At 65.6% G+C, this 22,558-nt stretch carries 21 protein-coding genes; 11 read left to right on the forward strand and 10 right to left on the reverse strand.

Annotated features, from left to right (window positions below):
* Positions 1-2 precede the first annotated feature (2 nt).
* A complete protein-coding gene (locus THI_RS05170; protein WP_013105180.1) occupies positions 3-1,244 on the reverse strand; it encodes an MFS transporter in 1,242 nt (413 codons plus the stop codon).
* 154 nt (positions 1,245-1,398) lie between these two features.
* Here THI_RS05170 and trhA point away from each other — a divergent pair, with 154 nt between their 5' ends.
* The 3 genes from trhA to THI_RS05185 all read left to right on the forward strand — a co-directional run bounded on the left by trhA (position 1,399) and on the right by THI_RS05185 (position 6,427).
* Positions 1,399-2,085, forward strand: a complete 687-nt coding sequence (trhA, locus tag THI_RS05175) for a PAQR family membrane homeostasis protein TrhA (protein WP_013105181.1) — start codon at positions 1,399-1,401, stop codon at positions 2,083-2,085.
* A 91-nt stretch (positions 2,086-2,176) separates the two neighbouring features.
* A complete protein-coding gene (locus THI_RS05180; protein WP_013105182.1) occupies positions 2,177-3,862 on the forward strand; it encodes an electron transfer flavoprotein-ubiquinone oxidoreductase in 1,686 nt (561 codons plus the stop codon).
* A gap of 222 nt (positions 3,863-4,084) precedes the next feature.
* Positions 4,085-6,427, forward strand: a complete 2,343-nt coding sequence (locus tag THI_RS05185) for a putative bifunctional diguanylate cyclase/phosphodiesterase (RefSeq protein WP_013105183.1) — start codon at positions 4,085-4,087, stop codon at positions 6,425-6,427.
* Between the two features lie 11 nt (positions 6,428-6,438).
* On the opposite strand, the gene THI_RS05190 is transcribed toward THI_RS05185, so the two are convergent.
* Positions 6,439-7,374 (reverse strand): alpha/beta hydrolase, encoded by a 936-nt coding sequence (locus THI_RS05190; RefSeq protein ID WP_013105184.1) that lies wholly within the window; start codon positions 7,372-7,374, stop codon positions 6,439-6,441.
* 77 nt (positions 7,375-7,451) lie between these two features.
* On the opposite strand from THI_RS05190, the gene recJ reads away from it, so the two are divergent.
* Positions 7,452-9,176: a single-stranded-DNA-specific exonuclease RecJ gene (gene recJ / locus THI_RS05195; RefSeq protein ID WP_013105185.1), complete on the forward strand. Its 1,725-nt coding sequence runs from the start codon at positions 7,452-7,454 to the stop codon at positions 9,174-9,176.
* A 51-nt stretch (positions 9,177-9,227) separates the two neighbouring features.
* On the opposite strand, the gene THI_RS05200 is transcribed toward recJ, so the two are convergent.
* Positions 9,228-9,656, reverse strand: coding sequence for a DUF1841 family protein (locus tag THI_RS05200; protein ID WP_041608911.1), 429 nt, complete (start codon positions 9,654-9,656; stop codon positions 9,228-9,230).
* Positions 9,657-9,754: 98 nt separating this feature from the next.
* On the opposite strand from THI_RS05200, the gene THI_RS05205 reads away from it, so the two are divergent.
* Positions 9,755-10,345 carry a malonic semialdehyde reductase gene (locus THI_RS05205; protein ID WP_013105187.1) on the forward strand — a complete coding sequence of 197 codons (591 nt, stop codon included), beginning with the start codon at positions 9,755-9,757 and terminating at the stop codon, positions 10,343-10,345.
* 85 nt (positions 10,346-10,430) lie between these two features.
* A complete protein-coding gene (locus THI_RS05210) occupies positions 10,431-11,063 on the forward strand; it encodes a nucleotide-binding protein (protein WP_013105188.1) in 633 nt (210 codons plus the stop codon).
* Between the two features lie 121 nt (positions 11,064-11,184).
* Here the strand turns inward: THI_RS05210 and THI_RS05215 are convergent, their stop codons facing one another.
* Entirely contained in the window at positions 11,185-12,000 is an 816-nt protein-coding gene (locus THI_RS05215; protein WP_013105189.1) for a Crp/Fnr family transcriptional regulator, read from the reverse strand.
* Positions 12,001-12,363: 363 nt separating this feature from the next.
* Here THI_RS05215 and THI_RS05220 point away from each other — a divergent pair, with 363 nt between their 5' ends.
* The 3 genes from THI_RS05220 to nadA all read left to right on the forward strand — a co-directional run bounded on the left by THI_RS05220 (position 12,364) and on the right by nadA (position 16,188).
* The gene (locus tag THI_RS05220) at positions 12,364-14,067 is read left to right on the forward strand and encodes an IS1634-like element ISThsp8 family transposase (RefSeq protein WP_013105190.1); all 1,704 of its coding nucleotides are present in this window, start codon (positions 12,364-12,366) and stop codon (positions 14,065-14,067) included.
* Between the two features lie 151 nt (positions 14,068-14,218).
* The gene (gene nadC, locus THI_RS05225) at positions 14,219-15,058 is read left to right on the forward strand and encodes a carboxylating nicotinate-nucleotide diphosphorylase (RefSeq protein WP_013105191.1); all 840 of its coding nucleotides are present in this window, start codon (positions 14,219-14,221) and stop codon (positions 15,056-15,058) included.
* 32 nt (positions 15,059-15,090) lie between these two features.
* On the forward strand, positions 15,091-16,188 hold the full coding sequence (gene nadA / locus THI_RS05230) for a quinolinate synthase NadA (protein WP_013105192.1): 1,098 nt from the start codon (positions 15,091-15,093) through the stop codon (positions 16,186-16,188).
* Between the two features lie 48 nt (positions 16,189-16,236).
* Here the strand turns inward: nadA and smpB are convergent, their stop codons facing one another.
* Complete coding sequence (gene smpB, locus THI_RS05235) at positions 16,237-16,680, reverse strand: SsrA-binding protein SmpB (RefSeq protein WP_013105193.1); 444 nt, start codon at positions 16,678-16,680, stop codon at positions 16,237-16,239.
* Positions 16,681-16,755: 75 nt separating this feature from the next.
* Between smpB and THI_RS05240 the strand changes: the two genes are divergently transcribed.
* Together THI_RS05240 and THI_RS05245 are read left to right on the forward strand one after the other, a co-directional pair.
* The gene (locus THI_RS05240) at positions 16,756-17,196 is read left to right on the forward strand and encodes a type II toxin-antitoxin system RatA family toxin (RefSeq protein WP_013105194.1); all 441 of its coding nucleotides are present in this window, start codon (positions 16,756-16,758) and stop codon (positions 17,194-17,196) included.
* Positions 17,197-17,214: 18 nt separating this feature from the next.
* The gene (locus THI_RS05245) at positions 17,215-17,502 is read left to right on the forward strand and encodes an RnfH family protein (protein WP_013105195.1); all 288 of its coding nucleotides are present in this window, start codon (positions 17,215-17,217) and stop codon (positions 17,500-17,502) included.
* Here the strand turns inward: THI_RS05245 and THI_RS05250 are convergent.
* Genes THI_RS05250 through THI_RS05270 form a run of 5 tightly spaced genes read right to left on the reverse strand, consistent with a single transcriptional unit; the run spans position 17,485 to position 22,555 of the window.
* Positions 17,485-18,207, reverse strand: coding sequence for an ABC transporter ATP-binding protein (locus THI_RS05250; RefSeq protein WP_013105196.1), 723 nt, complete (start codon positions 18,205-18,207; stop codon positions 17,485-17,487). The genes THI_RS05245 and THI_RS05250 overlap by 18 nt on opposite strands.
* Positions 18,204-18,986, reverse strand: a complete 783-nt coding sequence (locus THI_RS05255; protein ID WP_013105197.1) for an ABC transporter ATP-binding protein — start codon at positions 18,984-18,986, stop codon at positions 18,204-18,206. Before THI_RS05255 ends, THI_RS05250 begins: the two co-directional genes overlap by 4 nt.
* Positions 18,983-20,227, reverse strand: coding sequence for a branched-chain amino acid ABC transporter permease (locus tag THI_RS05260; protein ID WP_013105198.1), 1,245 nt, complete (start codon positions 20,225-20,227; stop codon positions 18,983-18,985). Before THI_RS05260 ends, THI_RS05255 begins: the two co-directional genes overlap by 4 nt.
* On the reverse strand, positions 20,224-21,198 hold the full coding sequence (locus THI_RS05265; protein ID WP_013105199.1) for a branched-chain amino acid ABC transporter permease: 975 nt from the start codon (positions 21,196-21,198) through the stop codon (positions 20,224-20,226). The genes THI_RS05260 and THI_RS05265 overlap by 4 nt, the downstream gene beginning before the upstream one ends.
* Before the next feature lie 34 nt (positions 21,199-21,232).
* A complete protein-coding gene (locus tag THI_RS05270; RefSeq protein ID WP_013105200.1) occupies positions 21,233-22,555 on the reverse strand; it encodes a branched-chain amino acid ABC transporter substrate-binding protein in 1,323 nt (440 codons plus the stop codon).
* Positions 22,556-22,558: the final 3 nt, after the last annotated feature.

Here is a 22,558-nt window from a genome sequence, read left to right on the forward strand (position 1 = left end):
CGTCAGGCGGCTGCGGGTTTGGGCGGCACTGCCTTGGGTTGATGCAGATTGGGTAGAAACACGGCCAAGAGTCCGATAAGCGGCAGGAAGGAGCAGATTTTGTACACCGCGTCGATGCCCCACATATCGGCCAACTGGCCCAGCACGGCTGCACCGATACCGCCCAGGCCAAACGCCAGGCCGAAGAACAGCCCGGCCACGGTGCCTACCTTGCCGGGAATGAGCTCCTGCGCATAGACCACCATCGACGGAAATGCCGAGGCCAGCATGAAGCCGATGATGGCGCTGAGCACGGCCGACATTTCCAGACTGGCGTAGGGCAGCATCAGGGTGAAGGGCGCTACGCCGAGGATGGACACCCAGATCACCGCCTTGCGGCCGACCCGGTCGCCGATCGGGCCGCCCATCAGCGTTCCCGCCGCGACCGAGGCGAGGAAGACAAACAGGTGGTACTGCCCAATTTCCGTGCTGACGTGGAATTTGTGCATCAGATAAAAAATGAGATAACTGTTGATGCTGGCCAAATAGAAGAACTTGGAGAAGATCAGCGCCAGCAGCACCGCCAGCGTGCGGCGCACCAGATGCGGCGGAACCGGTGAATGCTTGATGGCGGTGGCCTTCTTCGGCAGGCGGTGCTGGTGGCTGTACCAGCGACCCACGCCGATGAGCACGACGATGGCCAGCAGGGCGGCCAGCGAAAACCAGGCCACGCTCTTTTGCCCATGCGGCAGCACGATCCACGCGGCCAGCAGCGGCCCGGTGGCGGTGCCCGCATTGCCCCCCACCTGGAAGATGGACTGCGCCAGACCGTGGCGTCCGCCCGAGGCCATGCGGGCTACGCGCGACGACTCAGGGTGGAAGATCGAGGAGCCGGTGCCCACCATGGCCGCGGCCAGCAGCAGGATGGGGAAGGTCGGCGCCACCGACAGCGTGAGCAGCCCGGCCAGGGTGCAGCCCATGCCCACTGCCAGCGAGTAGGGCTTGGGATATTTGTCGGTGTAGTAACCCACCAGCGGCTGCAGCAGCGAGGCGGTGAATTGATAGGTAAGGGTGATCAGACCGATCTGGGCGAAATTCAGGTGGAAATCGGTCTTGAACAGCGGATAGATCGCCAGAATCAACGACTGGATCATGTCGTTGAGGAAATGCGAAAAGCTGATCGCTCCGAGGATGCGAAAGCGGGTCTGCTCCGCCGGGGTGTTGTCAGCCGGGGCGAGTGCAGCGGTGGTGGGGGTGGAACTCACGGTCTGGATCTTTGTGGGAGTGCGGGAAAACGCAAAAATAGCCTTAATTTGCGTGAGCGCAAGGATAGTGCGGCAAGGAGATATTTGCACAGGCAGGGAATTTTCCAGTATCTGTCGGGTGCGCGAATTCAGGGAGCGGCTTAATATTTGCTGCATGGCACAAATCGCAACTGAACGCGCAACCGGGGGCGCAACCGACATCGCCGCTCTGCGACCGCAGAGTCTGGGCGAAGAGATCGCAAACAGCATCAGCCACGGGCTCGGGCTGTTGCTGTCCATTGCTGCGCTGCCCGTGCTCATCGTTCATGCGGTTGGACACCAGCCGGTGGCCAGCGTGGTGGGGGCGACGGTTTTCGGCGCCAGCGCCATCCTGCTCTATCTCGCCTCCACCCTATATCACGCTCTGCCGCAGCCGCGGCTCAAGGCGGTGTTTCAGCGCCTCGACCATGCGGCCATTTACCTGCTGATCGCCGGCACCTACACCCCGTTCACCCTGGGCGTGTTGCGCGGGGGATGGGGGTGGACCTTGTTCGGCGTGGTCTGGGGGCTGGCGGCGATGGGGCTGCTGCTCAAGGCGTTTGCCGGGGTGCGCTTTCCGCACCTGTCCACTGCACTCTATCTGGGCATGGGTTGGGTGGTGCTGATCGCCATCGTGCCGCTAGCCGAGCGCATCGCGCCGATGGGGCTGTTCTGGCTGGTGGCGGGCGGCGTGTCTTACACCCTGGGCGTGGTGTTTTTTGTGTTCGACGAGCGTTGGCGCTATGCGCACTTCGTCTGGCATCTGTTCGTGCTCGCGGGCACGGTCTGTCATTTTTTCGCGGTGCTCTATTACGCTGTCTGAAATACGGTTGCCCTAAAATCGAACGATCGTTCTTTTTTGTGGCCGCCGTGCCTAAAATGCTGCTCAAAACAGCCTGACCGTGGAGACCGCGATGACCCCGCATCAACTCTTGGAAAAATTCGGCCCGCGCGAGGCCATGGATTACGACGTCGTCGTCGTCGGGGCGGGCCCTGGCGGACTGGCTACGGCCATCCATCTCAAGCAGTTGGCGCAGCAGGCCGGGCGCGAGATCTCGGTCTGCGTGCTGGAAAAAGGTTCCGAGCCGGGGGCGCACATTTTGTCCGGTGCCATCATGGACCCCGGCGCGCTGACCGAACTGTTCCCTGACTGGAAGGCGATGGGCGCGCCGCTGAATCAGCCAGTCACGGCGGATCAGTTTTTGTTCCTGAGCGACGCCAACGCCAAGCCCGCGCCCGCGGCTTTTCTGCCCGACTGTTTCAAGAACCACGGCAACTACGTCATCAGCCTGGGCAATCTGGTGCGCTGGATGGCGCAGCAGGCTGAAGCGTTGGGCGTGGAGATTTTCCCCGGCTTCGCTGCGGCCGAGGTGCTCTATGACGAGCAGGGCCGTGTTTGCGGCGTGGCCACAGGCAACCAGGGGCTGGGCAGGGACGGCGAGCCGACCGATCATTTCGCGCTGGGCATGGAACTGCGCGCCAAGTACACGGTGTTCGCCGAAGGCTCGCGCGGTCAGCTGGGCCGCGAGTTGATCGCGCATTTCAAGCTCGACGCCGGGCGCGATCCGCAAAGCTACGGCATTGGCATCAAGGAGCTCTGGGAAGTGGCTGCCGACAAACACCAGCCTGGGCTGGTGCTGCACACCGCGGGCTGGCCGCTCGATCCCAAGACTTACGGCGGCGGGTTTCTCTACCACCTCGAAGACCGCAAGGTGGCCATCGGCTTCGTGGTCGGGCTGGATTACACCAATCCGTGGATGAGTCCGTTCGAGGAATTTCAGCAGCTCAAGACCCATCCGGCAATTCGCGGTTTGTTCGACGGCGCCAAGCGTCTGGGCTACGGCGCGCGTGCCATCACGGCCGGCGGGCTGCTGAGCTTGCCCAAGCTGGTGTTTCCCGGCGGCTGTCTGGTGGGGTGCGAAGCGGGGTTTCTCAACGCATCGCGCATCAAGGGCAGTCATGCGGCGATCAAGACCGGCATGCTTGCGGCGCAGGCCATCGCCGATGCGCTGGCTGCAGGGCGCGCGCAAGACGAACTCAGCGCCTATCCCGCGGCGTTCGAGCAGTCGTGGCTGCACGCCGAACTCAAGACCGCGCGCAACTTCAAGCAGTGGTTCAAGAAGGGCCGACTGGTGGGCACGCTGATGACCGGCATCGAGCGCTGGTTTCTGCCGCGCATCGGCATCAAGTCGCCGCCGTGGACGGTGCATCACCATGTGCCCGACCACGCCATGCTCAAACCGGCCGCCGACTGCCCGCGCATCGACTATCCGAAGCCCGACGGCGTGCTCACTTTCGACAGGCTGAGTTCGGTCTATTTGAGCAACACCAATCACGAGGAGAATCAGCCGCCCCATCTGACTCTCAAGGACGTGTCGGTGCCGGTGCAAGTCAACCTCAAGACCTATGCTGGGCCGGAGACCCGCTACTGTCCGGCCGGGGTGTACGAATTCGTCAAGGGCCCGGACGGCTGCGACAAATTGCAGATCAACGCGCAGAACTGCGTGCACTGCAAGACCTGCGACATCAAAGACCCGACGCAGAACATCGTCTGGGTTGCGCCCGAAGGCGGGGGCGGGCCGAACTACGTGGGCATGTAGGGCCTGTCAACGCTGCAGATCGCTACAGGTGCACCCGGGCTCGATCTGCCGACGCAGGGCGCAGCGGCCAGAGGGATCACGCGCGTTCGCGGGGGTGGCCGCCAAAGTGTGAAGTAATCGACGGGCTCTTCAGACAAGGCGCATTTACACTGCGCCCAACCCAATAAAACCGGCGCAGATCGCACAGCACGTGCGGGATACCGGTACGAGATTTTTTGCTGCATGCCTGGTTCCACCCCGTTGTTTTCCCCCGCCCAGACGCTTGCGCCGCAAGGCGCCGCGGCCATGCCGCGCCGACTGCGTCGCGGCTATTGGGGTCTGGTCGGGCTCACCTTGGTTTTCGCGGCCTGGCTGGCCTGGATCAACTGGCAGCGGCAGGACGTCACGCTGCGCAGCACCCTGCGGGTGGAAACGGCGTTTCTCGCGGACGCCACCTCGGCCTATCTCGACCGCTATGAATCGGTCATGTCCGCGCTTGGCAACGATCTGCTGACGCGTCCTGAATTGCTGGCTGCACCCGATCAGCTCCAGCCGCTGTTGCAGCGCTATCGCGCCCTGCTCGGGCCGGATCAGGCCTTGTCGATCAATCTGTCCACGGCCGATGGCCAGATGTTTGCCACGACCCTGCCCGGACAGAGGCGTTTGCCCAATTTCCGCAACATGCCCGACATCTGGCCGGGCATCGTGCAGGCGGGGCGCACAGGAGGCCTGGAGGTGGGCAAGGCGGTGTACGGCCCCATGCTGCACCGCTGGGTGATTCCTCTGCGCCTGATTGTGAAAAACGCCGCGGGGCAGCCGCAGTTGCTGATTGCGGTGCCCGTGGAGCTCAATGACTTTCTCGAACGCTGGCGGCGTTCCGTGGCGGCTGCGGAATATGCCATGCCGGGCATGTCGATCGCGCTGATGCGCGCAGATGGCTACCTGCTCGCGCGCTGGCCCGCGCCCAAGACGGACGATTTGCCGCGCTTTTACAGCGCCAAGCGGCAGGGAGAACTGGCCCGTGCCGCGCGGCATGCGCCGGATGGCGCCACCTCCGGCGTGTTCAGCGGCCGGGTGGACTCGGACGACATTCCCCGCCTGGGCGCCTGGGTGCGCCTGCCGCACTACGACGTGCTGGTGAACATGACCGTGCCGCGCGCTTTGATCTGGCGTGATTTCTGGCGCGCCTACTGGCCTGCGCTGACCATTCTGGCGCTGTGGTTGGCGGTGCTCACGCTGGCCTATCGGCTGGTGCGCAAACAAGCCGAGCGCGACAGCGCGCAACTGCGCGATCGGTCCGAAATCATGTACCGCCTGGCCAATCAGGACAGCCTCACCGGGCTGCTCAACCGCCGTGGCATGGGCGAATACCTGCAGCGCGCCCATGATCGCGCTAGAGACCATGGCATCGGCTACGCGTTGGTGCTGTTCGACCTCGATCACTTCAAGCTGATCAACGACGGCTTCGGCCACGCCGCGGGCGACGCCGTGCTGCAGCAGGTCGCGCACCTGCTGCAAACCAGGGTGCGCAAGGAAGACCAGGTGGCGCGCTGGGGCGGCGAGGAATTTCTGGTGCTGCTGCCCGATTCGTCGCTCGAGACCGCGCACGCCACGGCGGAGAAGCTGCGCGAGCTGATCTCGCATACCCGCATGTCCGTGGGCGGCGCGGAATTGCGGCTGACGGCGAGTTTCGGCGTATCCGCTTGGGAGCCCGGCGGCCCGCTCACCTCCGCCGAACTGCTGGGGCAGTGCGATTCCGCGCTCTACAACGCCAAGGCCGGCGGGCGCAACCGGGTCAAGCAGTTCGAGGGCAAGTCGGCGCAGGACTATCTGCAGGGCTTCACCCTCAAGCGCGCCATTGAGGACGACCGCATCCGCGTGGCCTATCAGCCGCTGGTATCCCTGGCCGACGGGCAGATCATGGGGTTTGAAGCCCTCGCGCGGCTGGTTGCGGAAAACGGCGATGTGATTGCGGCCGGGCAGTTCATCGACGTGGCCAACCGTCTGCGCCTGGAGCACCGCATCGATTCGCGTGTGTCCAAGCAGGTGATGGCGCGCTGCAGCCAGCGCATGGAGCAGACCGGCACGCCGATGAAGTACATGATCAACTGCTCCGCCGACTTCCTGAGTCGACCGGAAGATGTGCAACAACTGCTCGACCGGGCGCAGCATTTCTGCAGCACTTGCGCGGTGGATATGACCGGCAAGGCCAAGCCCATGGTCATCGAGATCACCGAACGTCAACTCATCGGAGATGCCGAGGCCGTGCGCCAACTGGTGCAGCCGCTGATCGACTTCGGTTTCCAGCTCGCGGTGGACGATTTCGGCAGCGGCTACTCGTCGTATCTCTATGTGCTCAAGCTGCCGGTGAGCTACCTCAAGATCGAGGCCGAGCTGGTGCGCGAAGCCGCGCACAGCGCGCGGGCGCAGGCCATGGTGCGATCGATCAACAGCATGGCGCACGAGCTGGGCATCCTGACCATCGCCGAAGGCATCGAAGACGAGGCCACCGCCGAAGTCATGCGCCGCATCGGCGTGGACTGGGGACAGGGCTACTACTGGGGACGGCCGGAGATCGAGGCGTAGCAGCCGCAACCCTAGTCCGTGGCGATGCGGTTTGCCAGATCTGACGGTGCGCTGTTGACCTGATTCAGGAAGCCGATGACCTGGGGCATTTGCTCGAGAAAAGCGTCCATCGAATCATGCCCGCCGGGGCCGATGTGCAGTTGCACGCTGTCGCGCGCAGCGGCGGCGGCCAGCAGTCGGTGCGCATCTTCCTCCGGCACCGTGGTGTCGTGCTCGCCGTGCATCAGCAGCACGGGGCAGCGCAGTTGTGGCAGGGTGGTGAGGGGGGCGATGGCGTCGAAGCGATAGCCGATGGTGCGCTGCACATACTTCAGGATGTAGGGGCCGATGACGGCATCTGGCAAGTTTTGTTCGGCCATCCAGCGCTGCATCATGTCGGCGGGGTGGGCGAAGGCGGCCAGGCTGACGACGGCGGCGATTTGCGGCCGCCAGGTGGCCGCCAAAAGCACCGCGCCCGCGCCGACGGAATGGCCGAGCAGGGCGATGCGGCTTGGGTCGATGTCGGGTTGGGCGGCCAGCCAGTCCACCGCGTGCACCGTGTCTTCGGCGAAGCGCGGCAGCGAGGTGAAGGGCTCGTCATCGCTGGCGCCGTGGCAGCGGGTGTCGATGAACAGCAGCGCAAGTCCGGCGGCATGCAGCGCGGGGGCCAGTGGCAGCATGAGGTCGGCATTGCTGCCCCAGCCATGCACGATGACGAGGGCGGGCGAGGGCCGCGGCGCGGCTTGCGGTGCGGGCAGATGCCAGGCATGCAGGGTTTTGCCGTTGGCGGTGGGGATGCGCACCGTGGCAGACGCCAGCCCGAAGTCGGCCGGGCTGCGGGTGTGCGCCAGCCGCGAGGCACGCAGGCTGCGGCGCAGCCCCCAGTTGAGCAGCGGCCGCAGCGGCGGCGTGGTCATCCACGGCAGCACCGTGGGCAGCAGGGCAGAGACGAGTTTGGAGCGCGACATGGACTGCGCAGTGTAGGGGCGGGGGTAGGCCGCTGCGGCATCGGTTCCAATAGTGTTTTGACTCTCGACACGAACCCATGCAATTCGTTCTGCGCCAACCCGATCCCCGCGCTCAGCACCGGCTGCAAGAGGCCGGCACGCATCCCTTGCTGGCGCAGTTGTTCGCCGCGCGCGGGGTGAAAGAGGCGGACGAACTGGAGCTGGCTTTGCCGCATTTGCTGCCGCCTGCGCTGCTCAAGGGGGCGGAAGCCGCTGCGGTGGTGCTGGCCGATGCCATTGCGCGCGGCGAGCGCCTGCTCATCGTCGCTGATTACGACTGCGACGGCGCCACTGCCTGCGCCGTGGGGCTGCGCGGCCTGCGGGCGATGGGGGCGGCGGTTTCCTACCTCGTGCCCAACCGCTTCACCACGGGCTATGGCCTGTCGCCCGCGGTGGTGGAGCTGGCCTTGCAGCACGCCGATGGCAAGCCCGACTGGATCGTCACCGTGGACAACGGCATCGCCAGTGTCGAGGGCGTGGCGCGGGCGCGCGAGCAGGGCATTCGCGTGCTCGTCACCGACCACCACCTGCCGGGCGACACGCTGCCCGAGGCCGAGGTCATCGTCAACCCGAATCAGCCGGGCTGTGACTTTCCGAGCAAGTCCATCGCCGGGGTCGGGGTGATGTTTTATGTGCTGCTGGCGCTGCGGTCTGAACTGCGCCAGCGCGGGGTGTTCGACGCCGCCAGCCAGCCGCGCCTCGACGCCTTGCTCGATCTCGTGGCCCTGGGCACCGTGGCCGACGTGGTGCGGCTCGATGCCAACAACCGGCTGCTGGTGGCGCAGGGGCTCAAGCGCATCCGCGACGGGCGCATGCAGCCGGGTGTTGCCGCGCTGTTGCAAGTGGCGGGGCGCGAGGCGGCGCGGGTGAACAGCGCCGATCTGGGCTTCGCGCTGGGGCCCCGTATCAACGCCGCGGGGCGCTTGGCCGATATGACCGTGGGCATCGAGTGCCTCGCCACAGACGACCCCGCCCGCGCGCTGCAACTCGCGCAACTGCTCGACACCTTCAACCGCGAGCGGCGCAGCATCGAAGACGGCATCAAGGCCGAGGCGCTGGCCATGCTGGAGGGGCTGGATCTCGGTGCGGAAGGCAGCGCCCCCGCCATCAGCCTGTTCGCGCCCAACTGGCACGAAGGCGTGATCGGCATCGTTGCCGGGCGCATCAAAGACCGCGAGCATCGCCCTACCTTTGTGTTCGCCCCGGCTGAAGACGGCACGCTGCGCGGCTCGGGCCGCTCGATTGCCGGTTTTCATCTGCGCGACGCGCTCGATCTGGTGTCCAAGCGCGAGCCGGGTCTGTTGCTGCGCTTCGGCGGCCACGCCATGGCGGCGGGTTGTTCCTTGGTGGACGATGGCTTCGAGCGATTTCGTGCCGCGTTTGCCCAAGTGGCCGCCGAATGGCTGGCGCCGGCGCAGTTGCAGCGCCGCATTGAGGTGGATGGGCCGCTACCCGCGCAATGGCTGCTGCCCGAAATGGCGTCGCTGCTTGCTGCGCAGGTGTGGGGGCAGGGCTTCGCCGCGCCCCTTTTCAGCGCCCGGGTGCAGGTGCGGCAGCAGCGGCTGCTCGGCGAGCGTCACTTGAAAGCCAAGGTGCGGCTGCTCGACAGCGAGGGCGCGCCCGGCAACGCGCAGTTCGACCTCGTGGCTTGGGGCCGCACCGACTTTCTTCCGGATGAGGCGCGCATCGCCTACCGGCTGGAGAGCAATACCTGGCAGGGCATCACCCAGGTGCAACTGGTGCTCGAAGCCGTCGAAGGCTGAAGACGCGCGCCCGCAAACCTCGCTGCGCTCGGTTCTCGCCCCAAGGGGCTCTCAGCGCCGCGTTGCGCGGCGCTGCACGCAGTCCACGTAGGCGGCGCCATCCGGGGGCAGACCGCTGCGCTGCGCCGTCCACAACATCTCGCCCAGGCACTCCATGATGGTGTGGTGCGCTTCGTGCTCGCCCCGCTTGCTGCGCAGCAGCTCGAAGGCCTGGCGGATGCCCGGCGGCTGGTCGATGGACACCTGCTCGGCGATCGTCAGATGCATCGACAGATGCAGAAACGGGTTGGTGCGGCCCTGCTCCACGGCGTAGTCGCGGCTGGCGCTTTGCGGGTCGGAGAGTTCGGCGTGGTATTCGGGGTGCAGTTCCATCCAGTCTGCCGCGATGAGTTCCAGCGGCGTGAGCACGCCGCCAGCACGATGCCGCTGCCAGGCGGAAAGAAAAAACTGCCGAACCTCGTCTTTGCTGGGATTGAACATGGTGGGCGTATTGTCCTGCAGCCGATCCGCCCGTGATTCGCATGCACTTACAAATCGGTTTTGAGCGACCATTTCAGCTTGTTCTCAGGAGACTCACCATGCCCATGATCGACGCCAGCGCCCTGCGCCAACTGTTTGACCAAGCCCGCACGCACAACGCCTGGCTGGATCAGCCCGTGCCCGAGCACCTGCTGCACCAGCTCTACGACCTGATGAAATGGGGGCCAACCTCGGCCAACTGTTCCCCGGCGCGTATCGTGTTCGTGCAGTCGCAGGAGGCCAAGGCCCGCCTTGCGCCCTGCATGAGCGAGGGCAACCGCGCCAAGACGCTCAAAGCGCCGGTGACCGCCATCATCGGCATGGACATGGCGTTTTACGAACAGCTGCCGCAGCTGTTTCCGCACAATCTCGACGCGCGCAACTGGTTTGCGGGCAAGCCGGATTTCATCGCCTCCTCGGCGATGCGCAACTCCAGCCTGCAAGGCGGCTACTTTATTCTCGCGGCCCGCGCCCTGGGCCTGGACTGCGGCCCGATGAGCGGTTTCGATGCCGACGCGGTGAACGCCGCATTTTTCGCGGGCACCGAAGTCAAGGTGAACTTTCTGTGCAATCTCGGCTATGGCGACGCCAGCGCGTTGTTCCCCCGCAGCCCGCGTCTGAGCTTCGAGCAGGCTTGTCGCATCGCATAGGGCGCGCGTGCGCGGCGTGGAGTTTGTGCGTCGGTTCTGGTAATTTCGTACCCATCACCAGAACACAAAGCAGAAAGGACGCCTCATGCCGGTCATCGTTGTCGCCAATCCCAAGGGCGGGGTGGGCAAATCCACCCTGTCCACGCAGGTTGCCGGATTTTTCGCCAGTCAAGGCCATGGGGTCATGCTGGGCGACTCCGACCGGCAGGAATCGGCCCGCCTCTGGCTGTCGCTGCGCGATTCAGCGCTGCCGCGCATCGACACCTGGGAAATGAGCTTTGATTACATCGCCAAACCGCCCAAGGGCACGACCCACGCGGTGATCGACACCTCCGCCGGGCTGCATGGCTGGCGGCTGAACGATGTGATGAAACAGGCCGACAAGGTGCTGGTGCCGCTGTCGGCGTCGATTTTCGACATCTACGCCACGCAGGAATTCCTGGAAAAACTGCGCGAGGCGCGCGAAAAACACGGCTTCGATGTGGGCCTGGTGGGTGTGCGCATCGACCCGCGCACCCATGCCGCCGAGCAATTACAGGCCTTCGTGACGCAAAGTGGCCTGCCGATGCTGAGCAATCTGCGCCAGACCACGCTGTACCCGCAGATGGCCGCGCACGGCCTCACCCTGTGGGACCTGCCGCCCAGCCAGGCGGCCAAAGACCTGGAGCAATGGCAGCCCATCACTCGCTGGCTGCAGCAGCCGTCAGGGCGCGGGTAAAAAAATAGGCACATCCTGCAAACATTGCGTCGGATGTGCCCAAGCTGCAAGGAAGCTGGCGGCTGCGGTTTTTAGGGAGTTTCGCTCTGCCGTTTTGTCGAAGGGATGGTTTCGGCCCGCTTCAGGCGACGCGTTCGGGTTGCGCGACGAGACCGAGCGCCGGTCGGTTGACGCGGAACAAGCGCGGGCCGACATGTTCGAGCAGCTTGTCGCGCTCGAACTGGGCGATCACGCGGCTGGCCGTTTCGAGCGCCACGCCGAGCATGGCGCCGAGGTCGCTGCGCTTGGGCAGGGTGATGGTGTCGTTGAGTTCCGGGTCGGCCAGTTTGAGCAGCAGACGAGCCATGCGCGCGGGAATGGCTCCCGAGCCGAGCAGCAGCGCCCATTCGTCGGTGTCGCGCAGCGCGCGGTGCCAGCGCTCCAGAAACTCCTGGCGCAGATTGGGCACCTGCTCTTCCATTTTGCGAATCACTTCCACCGGGATGCGGCACACCCGTACCGCGCCGATGGCCGAAGCGTGATGCATGTAAGGCTCTTGAATGAAGCATTCCAGCCCGATCAGATCGCCGCGCCGCGCCACGCGGGTGATGCGGCGGGTGCCGTCGGGCAGCACGCGTTCCAGCTTCACATAGCCGGTCTTGATGGTGTAGAGCCAGTCGCCCCGCTGCCCTTCGCTGAACAGCTGCTGTCCGGGGGCGAATTGCATGTCGTCGATGACCTGATGGAAGGTGTCGAAGTCTTCCATGCGCAGCGCGCCGAACAGCGCAATACGTCGCACGCCGCAGCTGCGGCAGTCGGAAGCGCCGCGCCAGGCGTTGACCACCTCGGTATGCGCCAGGCGGTTAGCTTCCGGCTGCTTGCTGCGCGGCAAGGTTTTGCGCAGGGTCGCGAGCGGAATCGCCGTGGTTGTCTGCGGATTGGCAAAAGTGGTTTCCATAACTCGCTTTCATTGATTTAGCGCAATATTAGCGAGTACTGATATGGCCTTGTCAATATAGGGAATTCACCGTGATAACTAGGACTAACCCTGATTTTTGGCGCGCTTCATTGCGGAATGTCGATTTTTGCAGCGCACAAAACTGCGGCAATCTGTCGCGGGTGCGGTGGCTCTTTGTGCCCAATCCGCGACAACCTGACACCCGGAGTTCGACAGTTTGAGTCAAAAATTGGCTGAAAACGCCGACCCGGCCTTGACGGAACAAAGGGTTAGCCTCGTTTTTGGAAAAGTACGTGTGGTGGCACGTTTTTCCACATTGTGAGGCTGTTGCCATTGGCAGATGGGTTGGTGTATTGTGGCGGCATGTTCATCAAGATCACCACCTCCGGCGGTCGCCGCTACGTCCAGCTCGTGGAGTCCTACCGGGATGAGAGCGGGCGGGTGAAGAAACGCACGGTGGCCACCCTGGGGCGCGCCGACCAAGCTGGCAGCCAGCTTGAGAGCGTGATCCGCGGCCTGCAGCGACTTCGCAGCGACACGCCGCCGGAGGCCGGCGCGGTGGCGACAGTGGCCGACGTGCGGTTCGAGTCCAGCCGCGCCCTGGGCGACGTATGGGCGCTGACCGAGCTGTGGGACGAATTGGGATTTGGCGAGCTGCGCCGGGTTTTTGGTCGCACGCGCAGCCGCATCGACGTCGAGGCGCTGGTGCGCCTGATGGTGCTCAACCGCCTGTGCGACCCGACGTCCAAGCTCGGCGTGCTGCGCTGGTTGCAGACGGTGGCGCTGCCGCGCTTTGCGCCCAAGGAGGTGACGCATCAGCACCTGCTGCGGGCGATGGATGCGCTGGTCGAACACCAGGACTGCGTCCAGGCGGCGTTGGCCGGGCTGCTGCGCCCGCTGATCGACCAGGATCTGTCGGTGGTGTTCTACGACATGACCACCATCGGCGTGGAGGGCCAGACCGAGTTGGCCGGCGACCTGCGCCAGTTCGGCCTGTCCAAGGACGGGGGGATGCGTCGCCAGTTCATGCTCGGCGTGGTGCAGACGGCCGAGGGACTGCCGCTGACGCATCGGGTCTGGGAAGGGAACACGGCCGAGGCACCGACGCTCAGCACCGTGGTCCAGGAGGTTCTGGCGCTGTACCCGGTCAAGCGCGTGGTGCTGGTGGCCGATCGCGGTCTGCTCAGCCTGGACAATCTGGAGTGGCTGCGCGGGCAACGCGTGGGCGGCACCGAGCAGCCACTGGAGTTCATCCTGGCCGTGCCGGGGCGGCGTTATGCCGAATTCTCGGAGATTCTGGAGCCGATCCACGCGCAGCGCTGCGCGGCAGCCACCCGCGAGGTCCTCGGCGAGACCCGCTGGCAGGACCTGCGCCTGGTCTGGGCCCACGATCCGCGCCGCGCCCTGGAACAAACCGCAGCGCGCCGCCAGCATATCGGAGAACTCACGCAGGAAGCCCAGCAGCGTGCTGGCAAGCTTGATGCGCAAGAAGGCGGCACCGCCTTCAGAGGCCGGCGCCTGAGCGACTCCGGTGCTAAGGCCTGGCTGTATCGCGCGGTCTCCGAGGCGCATCTGGGCTCGATCATCAAGGTCGACCTGCAATCGGATCTGTTCACCTACGTCATCGACGACAAGGCGCTGGCGCGTGCAGAACTGGGCGACGGCAAGCTGTTGTTGGTGACCAATGTGCCAGAGTTGTCGGCGCTTGAGGTTCTGCGACGCTACAAGAGCCTGGCCGACATCGAGCGCGGCTTCAAGATTCTCAAATCCGAGATCGAGATCGCCCCGGTGTTCCACCGCTTGCCCGACCGCATCCGTGCCCATGCGCTGATCTGCTTCATCGCTCTGGTGCTGTACCGCGTCATGCGCATGCGCCTCAAGGACGCCGGCTCCAAGCTGTCGCCCGAACGTGCACTCGAGCAACTGCGACGCATCCAATACCACCAGGTCCACCTCGGCGGCGAGCGCCGCGACGGCACGTCCTCGCTCAGCGACGCCGACCACGCCATCCTCCAAGGACTCAAGCTTCCGAAACCCGCCATCGACGACCAACTCGCACTCCTGTAGGGGCACGTTTCAACGCTCACCCTAACGATATCGCGTACTTACGACCGTAACTGTCGAACTCCGGTGACACACCCGCGCCGCCCGGGACGGTTTGCCGATCCGCCTACACTGCAACGCTTTTCAGCCTGTAAAGACGAAAGGCGCGATCACCATGATGGATGTGCACACTCTGGCCGCACGCGATGTGCGGCGGGCTTTGGAGGAGGATCTGGGCAGCGGCGACCTCACCGCTGCGCTCATCGACCCGCAGGCCGTGGCGCGTGCCACGGTGCGCAGCCGTGAGGCCGCGCGGTTGTGCGGCACGCCGTGGGCCAATGCCTGCGTGCGCGCGCTCGACCCGGCGGCGCATTTGGAGTGGTTGGCGCCTGAAGGCGCTACGTTGCAAGCAGATGCTGTGATTTTGGAGATCAGAGGCAACGCACGTGCGCTGCTCAGCGCCGAGCGGACGATGCTCAATTTCCTGCAGTTGCTCAGCGCGGTGGCCACGCGTACTGCGCAGTATGTGGACGTGGTGCGCGGCACACGGGCGCAAATTGTCGATACCCGAAAAACCCTCCCGGGCTTGCGCCTGGCGCAGAAATACGCGGTGCGTGTGGGCGGTGGAATGAATCACCGCATCGGCCTGTTCGACGCTGTGCTGATCAAGGAAAACCATATCGCCGCCGCAGGTGGGGTGGCGCAGGCGCTGCACAGGGCGCAGGCGGTGGCGGCGCAGGCGCAGTTCATCCAGATCGAGGTGGAAACCCTGGCCCAGCTCGACGAGGCTCTGCGCGCAGGCGCGCGCATGGTGCTGCTGGACAATATGTCGCTCGATCAACTGCGCGAGGCGGTCCGCCTCACCGGCCAGCGCGCCGTGCTGGAAGTGTCTGGCGGGGTGGATCTGCAAACCGTGCGCGCCATTGCAGAAACCGGGGTGGACCGCATCTCCGTGGGAAAGCTCACCAAGGACGTGCAGGCCGTCGATCTGTCGATGCGTTTTACGGCGCTTTGATTTGTTGCGCATTCATTCAAGAGGAAGTCTGCATGTCCGCCACTTTTTCGATCGCCTTTGATAGCCCGGTCATCGGCACCGCGCAGGCCTGGGCGCGCGTGCCCGAGGAGCCCAGCCCCGCCGAGCGTGACGCGCTGATGGCGCGCTGCGCCCAACTGCTGCGCACGCAGGACGCTGTCTTGGTGGCGCATTACTACACCCATCCCGATCTGCAGGATCTGGCGCATGCCACGGGCGGGCTAGTGGCCGATTCGCTGGAAATGGCGCGTTTCGGCGCCCGTCATCCGGCCAGCACCCTGGTCGTCGCCGGGGTGCGTTTCATGGGCGAGACCGCCAAGATGTTGTCGATGGACAAGCGCGTGCTCATGCCCGACCTCGACGCCAACTGCTCGCTCGATCTGGGTTGCCCCGCGCGGCAGTTCAGCGCCTTCTGCGATGCCCATCCCGACCGTACCGTGGTGGTTTACGCCAACACCAGCGCGGCGGTGAAGGCGCGCGCCGACTGGGTCGTGACTTCGAGCTGCGCGCTCGACATCGTGGCGCATCTGCATGCGCGCGGCGAAAAAATCCTGTGGGCGCCCGACCGTCATCTGGGCGGCTATATCGAGCAGCAAACCGGCGCCGACATGCTGCTGTGGCAGGGCTCATGCATCGTGCACGACGAATTCAAGGCGCTCGAACTCGAACTGCTCAAGGCCGAGCATCCCAAAGCGCGCGTGCTGGTGCATCCCGAAAGCCCGGCGGCGGTGGTCGCTCTGGCCGACGTGGTGGGCTCGACGGCGCAGATCCTCAAGGCGGCGCGCGAACTCGACGCGCCTGAATTCATCGTTGCCACCGATGCCGGCCTGTTCCACGCGCTTGAGCAGCAAAATCCCGGCAAGACCTTCATCGCCGCGCCCACTGCGGGCAACGCCGCCACCTGCAAGAGCTGCGCGCATTGCCCGTGGATGGCGATGAACAGCCTGGCTGGTCTGGCGCGTGTGTTGGAGACCGGGGCGAATGCCATCGAGCTCGACGCCGCTCTGGCCGCCCGCGCCCGCGTGCCGGTGCAGCGCATGCTCGACTTCACAGCAGCGCAAAAGACTGCAGCGATGGCGGGCAGTCTGGTTCCCGGCACCGGCGCGGCGTAGCTGGCGTCGACGCACCAAGCTGGCGCGCTATCGCGTTTTGCTGAAACGCTATCGCGTTTTCATGATGCGCGCCTTTTCCCGTTGCCAGTCGCGCTTGGCTTCGGTGTCGCGTTTGTCGTGGTCTTTTTTGCCCTTGCCCAGCGCCAGATCGAGCTTGACCCGGCCGCCCTTGTAATGCAGGTTGATGGGCACCAGGGTGTAGCCGCGCTGCTCGACCTTGCCGATGAGCTTGCGGATTTCATCCTTGTGCATCAGCAGTTTGCGCGTACGCGACGCATCCGGCCGCACATGGGTGGAGGCGCTGTTGAGTGCGGTGACGTTCATGCCGATCAGAAACAGCTCGCCATCGCGGATGACCACATAGCCGTCGGTGAGTTGCACCTGCCCGGCGCGCACGGATTTGACCTCCCATCCTTCGAGCACGATGCCCGCTTCGAAACGGTCTTCGAGGAAGTAATTGAAATGGGCCTTGCGGTTTTCGGCGATGCTCATGCGGGGAATATGGGGCGTTCGGCCCTCAATACAATCGTGACATTCTAAGAAGCCTCGATCCGCCCACGTTCGCCCATGCCCCAGGTTCACAAATCCGTCCTCATCTGGTACAGCCCGCAAGAGATGTACGACCTGGTCACCGATGTGGCCGCCTATCCGCAGTTTCTGCCCTGGTGCGGGGGCGCCTCGGTGCAGTCGGAAGAGGGCGATACGGTGCGCGCCAGTGTGACCATCGACTTCAAGGGCATCCGTCAGAGCTTCACCACGCAGAACACCAACGTGCCCGGACAGGAAGTACGCATGCGGCTGGTGGACGGGCCCTTTTCCGCCCTGCATGGACGTTGGGTGTTCAACCCCCTGGCCGACGGCAAGGCATGCAAGGTCGAGTTTCTGCTCGATTACAAGTTCTCCAACTTTCTGGTGGAGAAGGTCATCGGCCCGGTGTTCAACCATATCGCCAGCAGCTTTGTCGATGCCTTCGTGCAGCGCGCCAAGCAGGTTTATGGGCCGCGTTGAACCCGCCGTGGTGGGGCTGTGCTGAATATCGCGGTGTTCTACGCGCCCGAAAGAGGCGAACCCGACTTGAGGCGGTTGGCGTTGCCAGCAGGCGCCACAGTTAGCCAGGCGCTGCAGGCCAGCGGCATGCTCAGCGCCCATCCCGAATTGATTTCGACCGACATCCGCCACGGCATCGACGGGCAGCGCGTCATGCTGCAGCACGTGCTCCAGGACGGCGACCGCATCGACCTTTGCCGTCCCTTGCAGGTCGATCCCATGACTGCGCGGCGCTTGCGGGCTGCCGCCTCAAAGCCACGCCGCTGAGACGTCGGGCGGTAGTTCGGCGGGTGGGCCTTCGAACTGTGTGAGGCCGTCACCGAGCACGATGACGCGATCCGCCAGCTGCCGCGCCCACGGGTTTTGCTCGACCATAAGCACGCCAAGCCCCTGCTCCTGCAGTTGCTGGATGAGCGTGGCCGTCGCGGCCACGCGCTGGGGCGCCAGACCTTCGGTCGGCTCGTCGAGCAGGAGCACATCGGGGTTGCCCATCAGCGCGCGGGCGATGGCGAGCATCTGCTGTTCGCCGCCGGACAGCGCCTGGGCGGGCGCGTGCAGGCGCGGCGTCAGTGCCGGAAACAGGGCCAGCACCGCTGCCTCGTTCCAGCGCGACGGGCCTATTCGCGCGACTATTTGCGACGGCTTGGCGCCCAAAAGCAGGTTCTGCCGCACGCTCAGACGCGGAAAAATCTCGCGCTGCTCCGGCACATAGCCCAGCCCCAGCCGGGCGCGGCGGTGCGCGGGCAGGCCGAGCAGTTCTTGTCCGGCAAGACTTGCGTAGCCCGTTGCGGGAATGAGGCCCATCAGCGACTTGAGCAAGGTGCTGCGCCCGCTGCCATTACGCCCGAGAACAAGCAGCAATTCCCCCGCTCGCAGTTGCAGATGCACGCCGCGCAGCACCTGCACCGGCCCGTAGCCCGCCTGCAGCGAGCGAACATCGAGCAGCGCGCCTTTCTCGGGCGGGAGCTTCATGGCGCCGTGCCCAGATAGACCGCCTGCACCTGTGCGTCGTGGCGAATGGCCTCGGGCGCGCCGTCGGCCAGCACGCGGCCCTGATGCAGCACCACCACCCGCGTGGCCAGGCGGAACACGGCGTCCGGGTCGTGCTCGATCAGCAGCAGGGTACGGTCGCCGCAGAGCTGCTCGATCAGGTCGAGCATGTGCGCGGCCTGCGCCCGGTTCATGCCGGCGGTGGGCTCGTCGAGCAGCAGCAAAGGCGCGCGGTTGATCAGCCCGAGGCCGAGTTCCAGCGCGCGCAGGCGGGCATAGTCGATGTTTTGCGCCGGCATATCGGCGCAATCTCGCAGTTGCAGCGCCTGCAGCCAGTGGGCGACCTGCTGCCGCAGTTCGGCATCGCGCTGGTACGGCAGCCACCAGCGCCGGGCCGGTTGCGCCGCAAGCAGGCAGGCGCGCAGATTATCCGCCACGCTCAAGCGGGAAAAAACCTGCGGCGACTGGAAGCTGCGGCCGATGCCCGCCCGTGCAATCTGCGCGGGATTCAGGCGGTCGATCCGTCGGCCCGCCAGCCACACGCTCCCGGCGCGCAGGGGGCGCAGGCCGCTGATTACCTGAAACAAGGTGGATTTGCCCGCACCGTTGGGGCCGATGAGGGCCACCCGTTCGCCAGCCTTGATCTGCAGATTCAGATCGGTGAGGATGGGCTGGCCGCCGAGCACGCAGTGCACACCGCGCACGTCGAGCAGGGGCGGGCGCGCAGTGGCGTTGAATGCGGCATTGAGTGGGGCGTTCATTCGCGGGCTCCGCCTTCGCGCAACTGCGGCGCCAGTGCCCGCCACACCAGGGCGCACAGCCCCGCGCCCGTGGCGGCCAGCAGCGCCGCGCCAACCCAGACATCGGCGCTGCCGATCGGCAGCGGCACGCCATACAGCCGCAGAGTGCTGCCCACCAGCAATTGTTGACGCACCGCGTAGAGCAGTTCGACCAGGCTGCTCGCGCCGATGATCGCGAGCGCGCTGCAGAGCAATAGCGCTGCCAGGCCCCACAGCAGATCAGGATTGCGGCGGGCGCGAAGCCGTTGCGCCAAATCGCGCAAGACCCCGCTCAGACCCTGCGGCGCCCAGATCACGATGGCGAGAAAACCGAGGCCGACATACAGCATCCAGGCCTGCGAAACCGAGGCCAGAACCGACTCGCTGCCCACCATCAAGCCCGCGCCCAGCAAGGCGCCCCAGGCCGTGCCGCTGCCTGCCGCCAGGCTGAACAGCAGGGCCATGCTCGATTGCGGCAGCCCGAGCGATCCGGCGCTCACCTGTTCGAGACGCAGGGTTTGCAAGGCGCCGGACAGGCCCGCGAGGAAGGCGCTCACCAGCACCAGTTGCAGCCGAACCCGTCGCGGTGTGGCGCCGCTGACCGCAACGCGCAAGGGGTTGTCGCGCACTGCGCGCGCCAGCAGGTCGAGCCGGGTGCCGTCGAGCCCACGCATCAAGGCCGCGCCCAGCAGCACATAAGCGGCGCTCACGCCATAGACCTGTCGCTGCGACAGAAAATCGAGCCCCAGCCAGACTGGCCCGGCGGTGCGGTCGGTGGAAACGCCGCCTTCCCCGCCGAAAAACCCCTGCAGCATGGGCGCGGCCAGCGCTACGAGCAGGCCCAGCCCCAGCGTGATCATGGCAAAGCTCAAACCGCCTCGCCGCACGCTGATCGGGCCGAGCACCAGCGCCGCAGCCACGGCAAACGCCCCGCCATACACGGGCACCAGGGCAAAGGGCAGCGGCCAGCCGGAGGCGGCAATCGTGTTCATCGCATGCGCGGCGGCATAGGCGGCCAGCCCCGCATACATCGCCTGCCCGAAGCTGAGCAGCCCGGCGCGGGTGACCAGCAGCCCCACCGACAGCAGCAGCAACCAGGCGCTGGCCAGTTGCGACAGCAAGCTGAAACCGGCGCTGTCCAGCGGCAAGGCCAGCGGCAGCGCGACCAGCAGCGAAAACAGCGCAGCGCGGCCGCGCGCCGGGGCGGGCACGGCGGCGTTCACAGCGCGTCGTCCCGAGACAGCGCGCGTGTCAGCCCCTGCGGGCGCAGCGCCAGCACCCCGACCAGCAGCACATAGGGCAGCAGCGGTGCGGCGCGGGCCAGGTCGAGGTGCAGCAGGCTGGGGAGAATGCCGTCGCTCGCAGGCCAGGCGGCCGGGGCGTTCCAGCCCAGACGTTGCAGGCCGTCAGCCAAGGAGCCGTTGACGGCCACGGCCAGGGTCTGCACCTCGCCCACCAGCAGCGCACCCAGCAGCGCGCCGCGCAACGACCCCAGACCGCCGATGATGATGACGGCAAACAGCAGCGCGCCCATTTGCGCGGCCATGTCCGGCTCGGTGACGAGCAGCGGCCCCCCCACCGCACCAGCCAGCCCGGCCAGTGCGCCGCCCACGGCAAACACCCCAGTCTGCACCGCGCGTACATCGTGCCCCAGAGCCGAAGTCATGGGCGCGTGCGTCAGCGCGGCCTGCACGATCAGCCCGGCGCGTGTGCGCCACAGCAGCAGCCAGGCCAGCGCCAGCGCGGCCAGCGCCGTCGCCATGACAAAGCCGCGGTACACCGGAAAATCTACCCCGCTCAAGGCGAACAGCGGGCCCTGCAGCGATGCGGGTATGGCATAAGGCACCGAGCCGCCGCCCCACAACAGGCGGGCCGCTTCCACCAGCACCACGCCGAAGGCGAAAGTGGCGAGCAACTCCGGCAGATGCCCCTGCGAGCGCAGACGCCGCAACACGCCGACTTCAAACCCTGTGGCCACCACGGCAACGCCCAGGGGCGCAAGCAGCAGTCCGCCCCAGAAGCCCAGCCATTGGCCGCTTTGCCAGGCCAGATAGGCGCCGAGCATGTAGAAACTGCCGTGGGCGAAATTGAGTACGCCCAGCAGCGAAAAGATCAGCGTCAGCCCTGAGGCGAGCAGGAACAGCAGCAGGCTGTAGCTCAGGCCATTGAGGGCGGAGAGTGCGAGTGCCTCCATGCAGCAGCCGTGGCCAGGGATCAGACTCCCGGCTTTAGCGCGACGGCGTGCCCTGGCTGGCGCCGGGCACCGCGCTGGCCGTCACCTTGGGCGGTTTGACCGGATAGACCTCGGTCATCAGCGGTCGCTGCATGGTGCATTGCGCGGGCAGGGTGGTCTGCGCGGGGCGGTAGGTGTGCTCCAGCGCAAAGGTGTAGCCGGTGTTTTCCACGTCGTAAGGGTTGGCGGGCGAGACCGGCCGCCAGTCGCTGACATAGATGGGCTGGAGCAACTGGTGATCGGCCGCGCGCAGGGTGACCTCGCCGTTGAAGGTGTGGAACTTGAGCCCTTCCATCGCGCTGGCGACCTTCAGCGGCTCGGTGCTGTGCGCCTTGGTCATGGCGGCGGTGAGCAGCGCCAGTCCGGTGTAGGTGGCGGGTACCGAGAAGTCTTGCTTGTACTTGTCGCGGAAGCCTTTTTGCAGGCTTTGCAGCACGCCGGGCAGATTGGGGTTGCTGTAATAGACCAGCTTGACGCGCCCGGCGTCGTGCGGGCCGATTTCGCTGGGCGCGCCCAGGCTGCTGGCGTAGAAGGTGTAGAGATCGGCCTTGAGCCCGCCTTGCTGCGCCGCCTTGATGAGCAGGGTGAGGTCGGGGCCCCAGTTGGCGGTGATGATGCAGTCGGCCTTGGCGGCCTGTACCTTGGCGATATAGGGCGAAAAGTCTTTGACCTGCCCGAGGGGCACGAAATCTTCGCCCACGATCTGGATGTCGGGCCGTTTGAGCGCCAGCATTTCACGGGCGTACTTCGCCACCTGATGGCCGAAGGAATAGTCTTGCTCGATGAGATAGACCCGCTTGATCTCCGGCCGGTTGCGGATGTCGTCGGTCATCGCCTGCAGGGTCATGGGCACGCTGGGCTGCAGCGCAAAGTGCCAGAAGCTGCAGTCACTGCCCGTCAGCGCGGAATCGACCGCGGCGTAGTTGAGATAGAGCACTTCCTTGCCGGGATGGCGGGTGTTGTGACGGCTCACCGCTTTAGAGAGAGCAATCGCCGCGCCCGATCCGTCGCCCTGCAACACATAGCGGATGCCCTGATCCACCGCGGCCTGCAGTGCATTGACCGTAGCTTGCACCGCGCCCTTGTTGTCGAAGGGCACGATCTCGAAGCGCACCCCGGCGGTGTTGCCGCGGTTGACTCGGTCGGCCACGAACTGCCAGCTCTGCAACTGGTTTTGCCCCACTGCGGCGAAGGGGCCGGTGAGCGGGTCGATGAAAGCGAGCTTGACGGTGGGAATCTGCCGCGCATGCACTGGCGCGGCGCCGAGCAATAAGCCACCGGCCAGGGTGGAGATAAAACTTCTGCGGGTGGTGTGCATGCG

The organism is Thiomonas arsenitoxydans, assembly GCF_000253115.1.
In the GTDB taxonomy this organism is placed as follows: domain Bacteria; phylum Pseudomonadota; class Gammaproteobacteria; order Burkholderiales; family Burkholderiaceae_C; genus Thiomonas; species Thiomonas arsenitoxydans.

What these genes read in the sequence shown, in the direction of transcription:
- nadA (WP_013105192.1), top strand. Translation starts at nt 15,091, where the DNA reads ATGTCCGCCACTTTTTCGATCGCCTTTGATAGCCCGGTCATCGGCACC.
- nadC (WP_013105191.1), top strand. Translation starts at nt 14,219, where the DNA reads ATGATGGATGTGCACACTCTGGCCGCACGCGATGTGCGGCGGGCTTTG.
- smpB (WP_013105193.1), bottom strand. Translation starts at nt 16,680, where the DNA reads ATGAGCATCGCCGAAAACCGCAAGGCCCATTTCAATTACTTCCTCGAA.
- THI_RS05180 (WP_013105182.1), top strand. Translation starts at nt 2,177, where the DNA reads ATGACCCCGCATCAACTCTTGGAAAAATTCGGCCCGCGCGAGGCCATG.
- THI_RS05270 (WP_013105200.1), bottom strand. Translation starts at nt 22,555, where the DNA reads ATGCACACCACCCGCAGAAGTTTTATCTCCACCCTGGCCGGTGGCTTA.
- THI_RS05210 (WP_013105188.1), top strand. Translation starts at nt 10,431, where the DNA reads ATGCCGGTCATCGTTGTCGCCAATCCCAAGGGCGGGGTGGGCAAATCC.
- THI_RS05215 (WP_013105189.1), bottom strand. Translation starts at nt 12,000, where the DNA reads ATGGAAACCACTTTTGCCAATCCGCAGACAACCACGGCGATTCCGCTC.
- THI_RS05250 (WP_013105196.1), bottom strand. Translation starts at nt 18,207, where the DNA reads ATGAAGCTCCCGCCCGAGAAAGGCGCGCTGCTCGATGTTCGCTCGCTG.
- THI_RS05190 (WP_013105184.1), bottom strand. Translation starts at nt 7,374, where the DNA reads ATGTCGCGCTCCAAACTCGTCTCTGCCCTGCTGCCCACGGTGCTGCCG.
- THI_RS05255 (WP_013105197.1), bottom strand. Translation starts at nt 18,986, where the DNA reads ATGAACGCCCCACTCAATGCCGCATTCAACGCCACTGCGCGCCCGCCC.
- recJ (WP_013105185.1), top strand. Translation starts at nt 7,452, where the DNA reads ATGCAATTCGTTCTGCGCCAACCCGATCCCCGCGCTCAGCACCGGCTG.
- THI_RS05240 (WP_013105194.1), top strand. Translation starts at nt 16,756, where the DNA reads ATGCCCCAGGTTCACAAATCCGTCCTCATCTGGTACAGCCCGCAAGAG.
- THI_RS05200 (WP_041608911.1), bottom strand. Translation starts at nt 9,656, where the DNA reads ATGTTCAATCCCAGCAAAGACGAGGTTCGGCAGTTTTTTCTTTCCGCC.
- THI_RS05220 (WP_013105190.1), top strand. Translation starts at nt 12,364, where the DNA reads ATGTTCATCAAGATCACCACCTCCGGCGGTCGCCGCTACGTCCAGCTC.
- THI_RS05265 (WP_013105199.1), bottom strand. Translation starts at nt 21,198, where the DNA reads ATGGAGGCACTCGCACTCTCCGCCCTCAATGGCCTGAGCTACAGCCTG.
- THI_RS05185 (WP_013105183.1), top strand. Translation starts at nt 4,085, where the DNA reads ATGCCTGGTTCCACCCCGTTGTTTTCCCCCGCCCAGACGCTTGCGCCG.
- trhA (WP_013105181.1), top strand. Translation starts at nt 1,399, where the DNA reads ATGGCACAAATCGCAACTGAACGCGCAACCGGGGGCGCAACCGACATC.
- THI_RS05205 (WP_013105187.1), top strand. Translation starts at nt 9,755, where the DNA reads ATGCCCATGATCGACGCCAGCGCCCTGCGCCAACTGTTTGACCAAGCC.